Here is a 6,692-nt window from a genome sequence, read left to right on the forward strand (position 1 = left end):
TCCGCCGTCGAGATTGGTCCCTTCTCGATCTGCATACCCTCACGCGCGCCTACTTCACGCACCACGACAGACTTAGGCAGTGTCATTAGTCATCCTCCTTTGGGGACACGGCCGGGGGCGTCGCTCCTACCAGCACGGGGCACTTTGCTTGATGGGTTTGAAGTCCAGGGACGTCGTTAGTCAAGTGATACACAGCACCAACACGCTCCGCCGGGTTCAAGGACCCCGTGGTGATGAATACCTCGTCCATTGCAGTGCCGCCGAAACAAACGTTGGTCACGATTTCCTGGGGTATGTTAACGGTGCGCTGCAGACCTCCGTCAGGACCGAAAACAAGCACACGGGATGCGAACGCGTTTGCTACCCAGACACTTCCATCAGCCGCAACCGCTAGCCCATCAGGGATGCCCGCGTCCATCGTGGCGAACAGACGTGGTTCGCCGACACGGCCGCTGGCAACGTCGTAGTCATATACGAAGACAGCCTGCTGACCAGAATCTGCATAGTAGAGGCTGGTGTCGTCTGGGGAGAACGCCAAACCGTTGGTGTGCCGAACCTTAGGTGACGGTACTAGGCATCGGGCGGATCCGTCCAAGTCGATGAGCCAGAGGCTTCCGTGGTCGGAGAGATGGTTTTCCTCGGTGGGCCGAGACCCTAACATACCGGCTAGCACGCGGCCCGCTGCATCGGCACACATATCGCTGAATCCGACCATTCCACTTACTTCAGGGGTGTTGTCTAGCAGAACGACCGTCGACGATACATCGGTTCCCTTGTATGCGACATTGCGACCGGATACGACAAGACCGCCGGCCTGATGACGCACTAACCCGCCGATTCCTCGTCGGTGTTGCACGATAGTGGCGGGGCCAGCTCCAGTCTCGTTGAGACCAAATACCCCGCCCCCCTCGGCGTCTGCGAATACCAAGCCGGAGGTGGGATCCCAGACCGGCCCCTCTAGTAAACGAAATCCTGCTGCTATCTTTTCGAGACGGGTCATAGCCGACCAACCTCGATGCCTTCCGACACGCGATCCCACAACTGCTTGACGTTGGATTGCGCATCCGTGCGAAGCGAATGCTTTTGAATTTTTCCGCTCTCAGTTCTCGGCAAGTCTTCGCGCGTATCGATAAATCGAGGCACCATGAAGTACGACATTCGTCCCTCACACCACCTAATCAGATCAGCTGGCACAAAGTTGTGGCCTGGCGTAGTAATAAGAGAAACGCCTACTTCTTCGTCTCCGTCAATCGCCACCGCATAGGCACAGACTTCCGCAATGCCCTCGTAGTCCATCAAAACCTGCTCAACCTCGAACGCAGATATATTCTCACCGCGCCTGCGGATTGCGTCCTTCTTTCGATCCTTGAAGTACAGAAATCCGTCTGCATCGCGAATTCCTAAATCTCCGGTGTGGAACCACTGATTCCGCAGACTAGCCGCTGTTTCGGTCGGCATCTTGTAGTAGCCCGAGGCACTATGCCATGGCGTCTTTGTGCGCAAGACAATCTCGCCAAGTTGTCCGTCAGGTACCTCGAAATCGTTATCATCAACGATTCGTACCTCGAAATGCGGTGACGCCAGTCCGCAAGATCCAAACTTACCAGGAGGATCATCGACCGTCGAAAAGTTTGAAACTCCGAAATCGGTTAATCCGAAACAGGACACTAGCTGGACATGCCAGCGTTCCTCCATTTGTCGACCACGGTCTGGTATGGGTCCCGCCATAATTTGGCGAAGGGTGTTCTTGCGCTCATATTCAGATGGATCAAGATTCCAGAGAATGTCACCCATTGAACCTAAAAGGTTTGTCAAAGTGGCGCGGTGGATGTATATGTCACGCCAAAACTTAGATGCCGAAAATTTGGGCTTTATAACGACCGTGGCTCCGACCAATAAGCACCCATAAGTGGCGGAATGCAAAGCATTCCCGTGAAACAAGGGCATGGATACGTACATGATGTCGTCGCTGCGATAGTTGTGTGCATCGGCGAACCCCCCGGCCCACGTAAGGGCGTACGCGTGTGTGTACATAACGGCCTTCGATGGGCCGGTCGTCCCTGACGTGTACATCAGGAAGGCTTGATCGTTGTATTTCACGTCGGTTTTGGGCGCAAGTGTATTGCTGGACCGCAGATCGTTGAACTTCAAGACAATGAGACCAGCAGGCAGGTCAGCGCCAGAGGGCGGCTCACCGACGATGATCAAGCGCTTCAAAGAGGAGGTTACGTGGATGATCGCCGCGATATGCGGAAGAAACTGTGCGTCAGCGATCAGCGTGGTGGCATCAGCGTGATCAAGATTGTAGGCCAGCCCCTTGCCTCTCGCCGATGTGTTCAGCGGGACGGCTACGGCGCCTAGTTTCCCTAAGGCGAAAATTGAGAGCAAAATCTCTGGGCCATTGCCCAACATAACCGCTACGTGTTCGCCGAAATTAACTCCAGCTGAACCCAGGCCGTTGGCGAGTCTGTTGGTTTCCAGCTCCACCTCCTGATAAGTGAAACTGACTGTTTCGAAGACCAGGCACGGTTTGTCACGGTGTCGTGTGGCTTGGGTCGAGAGAACCTCTCCGATCGTCAAGTCTCGAAGGGCGAACTGCATCAGAACCTCACTTATATAGTCTCCGCTCTCTGGATCCAGAGTCTCAGAAAGCATGGATAAACTGTGACTCAGAAGACACTGACTGTCAAGAACCCCGGGGAATAGCGGGCCTATTGGCTAACAGGCGTATGGAATGCCAGGAGGGGTCGAGCTGCGATCCTTGACGTACTGGCCTTACCGGTGGCAGAACTGTGTAAGTCAGCCGCAACACCCTGAAAAAGGTGAATTGTCCCCGAATTTCGCTACTTGGGGGAAGCCTCGGAGCTGTGTACAGGATGCATTACGGTGGCTGACCTCTCGAGCGATGCTGCATAGCCGGCCGACGTCTAGCCTAGACATGCCCCCGGTCGACAGTGGGCACGACCCCGCTTCTCGAGCTGACCAGCAAAATGCGCGATCTTTCCGTGGCGCAAGCCGCCAAGACGTTGGTGACATCGCCAGTAGGGAAGACCTCTTAGATTGAGGGTTGCCATAACTGCCAACTGAATCTAAGAGGTCTTCATGTGTCCCACCGTGGGGGCTGCCTGACCGAGACTGGGTCCAACTAGATGAGAAGTCGCCCCTAACTCAAGGCGTCTATTCTGGTCGGTTCCGCTGCAGGGGTTTGAGACCTTGCGCGTATTGTCCTGATGATGAGCGGCACAATCGTGCCGAGAGCGATGACGACGATTAAGATGAGCGACAAGGGCCTGCTAATGAACGTTGTCCAGTCGCCGTCTGATACGAGTAGGGATCGACGGAGATTCACCTCGAGCATGGGAAGCAGTACGGCTGCCAGGATTGCCGGCGTGAGCGGGAAATCGTTCTCCTGCATTACGTAGCCGAGCAAGCCTATGGCGATAAGCAGCAACAGTGAATAGAAGCTGAATGTCAGGGCATACGCGCCTAACATCACGAATGCCAGTACTCCGCCGTAAAGCAGCGGCGGTGGTGCTTTCAGCATTGGCGTGAAGATGCGAACCATCGGCATGTTCAACGCCAGCAGCATGGCGTTACCTATCAGCATCGACGCGACGATCGTCCAAACGAGTGGACCATCGTTCACGAAAAGTTGAGGGCCCGGCTGCAACCCATACATCTGGTAGACGAAAAGAAGAAGCGCCGTTGTCGCCGATCCTGGTATCGCTAAAGCCAGCATGGGAACCATGGCACCGCCGACTGCAGCGTTGTTTGCAGTCTCAGGACCGGCGACCCCTTCAATTGCTCCCTTGCCAAAGAGTTTCTTCCGCTCGCCCCGGGCAACACTTCGTTCCAATGAGTAGGAGGCAAACGAGCCAAGTGTCGGTCCGAGGCCAGGTATCACTCCGGCCAAGAATCCAACTACGGATCCTCGGGCGTAAGGTCCCACTGATAGGCGAAGGTCTTCCTTATTCATCCAAGCCCGTTGGACATGCGTCGTAGACGAGGGCTTCCGGTCACCGACTGCGAGGTGACGAAGCGCCTCTGGCACGGCGAAAAGGGCCATGGCAACTAGAGCGATGTCGAGGCCGTCGGAAAGCTCGATAGCCCCTCCGGTCCAACGTTCCACTCCGCTTTGCGGATCGAGCCCGACCACGCCGAATGACATTCCGATAAGCACGGAGATACCGGCCTTCAGCTTAGACCCACTCATCAAGGATGCCGTGAGTGCAAGTGCTCCGAGGAGCAAAACAGTGTATTCAGCGGCTCCGAACGTTGTCGCGAGGGTGACCAGAGCCGGAGACAGAAAAACTAGACCGATGACGGCTAATGTGCCGCCAATGAACGAACCAACGGCGGCGGTAGCCAGGGCAGGCCCAGCGTGTCCCTTTTTGGCCATCTGGTGCCCGTCGAGCGCTGTGACAGCTGATGCCACCTCGCCGGGTGTTCGTATGAGTATGGAAGTAATTGATCCGCCGTACATCGCGCCGTAGTAAACACCTGAAAGCAGTATCAGGCCGCTAGTGGGTTCGAGACCGAATGTAAGCGGAATCAAAAGTGCTATGGCCGTAATGGGGCCGAGTCCAGGGAGCACTCCTACGATTGTGCCGATGAGAACACCAAGGAAAACGAACATCAGATTGGTCGGGGTGACCGCAGACCCGAGGCCAGCTAGGAGAGCACCGAACGCGTCCATTCAGCCCCCTACCCGTAGTCCGAGCACACCTACAGGAAGCGGTACGCCGAGGAGTTGGGTGAAGCCCAGATAAACAATGGCTGAGAAGCCTATGGCGAACAGCACATTCCGCTTCCATTTAGCCGGATCGATGACGGTAACTACGATCCCGAGAAAAACCGCCGTCGACAGCACGTAGCCGAGAGGGATAAAGGCGACAGCGTAGCCGACGAAGAGGAGGACCATGACAAGGAGTTTCTTGAGCGGGACGGGTGGTTCAGCTTCCTTCAAGAGCGCTTCTACATCGCTTGCGGCTTGTGAAAATGTTTGCGTACCGGTGTGGGATGCTCGCGCCGCCCGAATACCGGTGAAGAGAAGCGCGGCACCGCCGGCCATAAGCAAGGTCGCTAGGGCAACTGGCACCGTCCCAGGACCAATTCCCGCTTTAGTCCCAAGAGTAGTGTCTATGCCGAGCGCGCTGACGAGTAGAAGTGAGCCCGCAGCCAGCACGCCGAGTCCACACAGCAAGTCGGAGCGCCCGCGGGATAAAGTGGGGGTCTTTTCAGCCGACATTGGTGTGGTCACCCCTTCTCAATTTTCGTGAAGGCATCGGTCACCTGCTGGTTCGTTTCCTTCAGAAAGGTATTGAGATCCTCACCGGTCCGGTAACTCGTTACCCACTGGTTCTTCTCCGCGGCATCACGCCATTCCTTTGTCTCGAGTGCTTCCTTAATCGCGTTCTGCCAGTACTTGACGGCGTAATCAGGCATGTTAGGGGGGCCGTAAATCCCGCGCCAGTTTGCGATCGTGACGTCATAACCCAGCTCAGTTGTAGTCGGAACATCGCTCAACTTCTCGTAGCGCTCCTTGCCCACTACAGCCAGAGCTTTGAGGTCCCCAGATGTAATCAGGGGAAGCAATTCGCTGCTGCCAGCGATAGCGACGTCTATGTCTCCGGAAAGCAGAGCGGTGGATTGTTCCCCGCCGCCCTCGTAGGCCACAAAGTTGATTTTGGAAGCGTCACCGCCCGCAGCTTCAACCAGTAACGCGAAGGGCATCTGATCATCCGATGCAGCGCCAACGGGTACCGACCCCGGGTCGGAAACGACCGCATTGAGGACCGCCGGCAGATCACCGTAGCCCGAGTTCTTGTTCGTGACAACGGCAAAATTTTCGGTCATCAGCTGCGCGATCATGGTGACATCGTCATAGTTGAACTCAGACTTGCCACGAGCATGATTCGTCATCATCACCAATGATGTGACGGAAAGGCGGTCGTCGGCGCCAGAATACTTATCGATCATTTGCGAAGCCCAGAGCCCGCCGTCAGCCCCAGGCCGGTTATCGATAGGGGTGGGGACATCTACAATCTTATTTTTCCCCAGGACTTCTGTAAGCGTTCGCAGCGTTAGATCGAACCCGCTGCCGGGAGCCCCGCCCACGGTCATATTGATTGGACGGTCGGGATATTTTTCTTCACTGCCCGTCGTCGAGGCGTTGCCGCCGCAGCCTGTGGCTGTGAGACCGACGATCAGGCATAGTGCTGCAAATGAAATCTTTTTCACTGAGACTCTTTCTATGATTGTGGCTAGCGGCATACTGATTGGTCGAGAGATCGGCTTTCTGCTGAAAGGTCTGGACTTGTGAGACGTCGGTTTTCACCTCTTGCAATCAGCTGCCAGACGGGGCGGGTACGGGAAGATCCAGGTTCCGAACACTGGACCGAGGATTCGAGCCCGTGACCTTCGCGCTGCGCATTGGACCGCATGTGATGCATCACAAGACCGACGCCGGAGTCGATCCCCGGCAGCTCGGTGGACTAGTTCCCCCTTTGCGACCTTTGCGATACTCCCCAGTAGTGCCCGGAGCGTAGGGCCGTCAACACCGCGCCCCCGGATTCGGAGGCAGTCGGACGCATCAGCGATATGTGTGTAGTGCGCGTCCGCGCATGACTTTCCCGGGAAGGGAATGTCCCACAATGGATTCGGATTGGAGGGCGACGTCGATAAGGCGGTCA

Annotated in this window: 5 protein-coding genes; all 5 read right to left on the reverse strand. The window is 56.2% G+C overall.

The genetic code is table 11. From position 1 onward, the window contains the following. Positions 1-85: 85 nt before the first annotated feature. On the reverse strand, positions 86-1,000 hold the full coding sequence (locus ASG79_RS12090) for an SMP-30/gluconolactonase/LRE family protein (RefSeq protein WP_082581744.1): 915 nt from the start codon (positions 998-1,000) through the stop codon (positions 86-88). Further along, the gene (locus ASG79_RS12095) at positions 997-2,655 is read right to left on the reverse strand and encodes an AMP-binding protein (protein WP_082581745.1); all 1,659 of its coding nucleotides are present in this window, start codon (positions 2,653-2,655) and stop codon (positions 997-999) included. The genes ASG79_RS12090 and ASG79_RS12095 overlap by 4 nt, the downstream gene beginning before the upstream one ends. A gap of 508 nt (positions 2,656-3,163) precedes the next feature. After that, positions 3,164-4,696, reverse strand: a complete 1,533-nt coding sequence (locus ASG79_RS12100) for a tripartite tricarboxylate transporter permease (protein WP_082581746.1) — start codon at positions 4,694-4,696, stop codon at positions 3,164-3,166. Continuing rightward, positions 4,697-5,248 carry a tripartite tricarboxylate transporter TctB family protein gene (locus ASG79_RS23090; RefSeq protein WP_082581747.1) on the reverse strand — a complete coding sequence of 184 codons (552 nt, stop codon included), beginning with the start codon at positions 5,246-5,248 and terminating at the stop codon, positions 4,697-4,699. An 8-nt stretch (positions 5,249-5,256) separates the two neighbouring features. After that, on the reverse strand, positions 5,257-6,240 hold the full coding sequence (locus ASG79_RS12110) for a tripartite tricarboxylate transporter substrate binding protein (RefSeq protein WP_162256825.1): 984 nt from the start codon (positions 6,238-6,240) through the stop codon (positions 5,257-5,259). Positions 6,241-6,692 lie beyond the last annotated feature (452 nt).

The sequence above is a fragment of the Arthrobacter sp. Soil761 genome (assembly GCF_001428325.1).
Taxonomy (GTDB): Bacteria; Actinomycetota; Actinomycetes; order Actinomycetales; family Micrococcaceae; genus Arthrobacter.

Excerpts from the sequence above, each read along its gene's own strand:
- ASG79_RS12095 (WP_082581745.1), bottom strand. The coding sequence starts at position 2,655 with ATGCTTTCTGAGACTCTGGATCCAGAGAGCGGAGACTATATAAGTGAG.
- ASG79_RS23090 (WP_082581747.1), bottom strand. The coding sequence starts at position 5,248 with ATGTCGGCTGAAAAGACCCCCACTTTATCCCGCGGGCGCTCCGACTTG.
- ASG79_RS12100 (WP_082581746.1), bottom strand. The coding sequence starts at position 4,696 with ATGGACGCGTTCGGTGCTCTCCTAGCTGGCCTCGGGTCTGCGGTCACC.
- ASG79_RS12090 (WP_082581744.1), bottom strand. The coding sequence starts at position 1,000 with ATGACCCGTCTCGAAAAGATAGCAGCAGGATTTCGTTTACTAGAGGGG.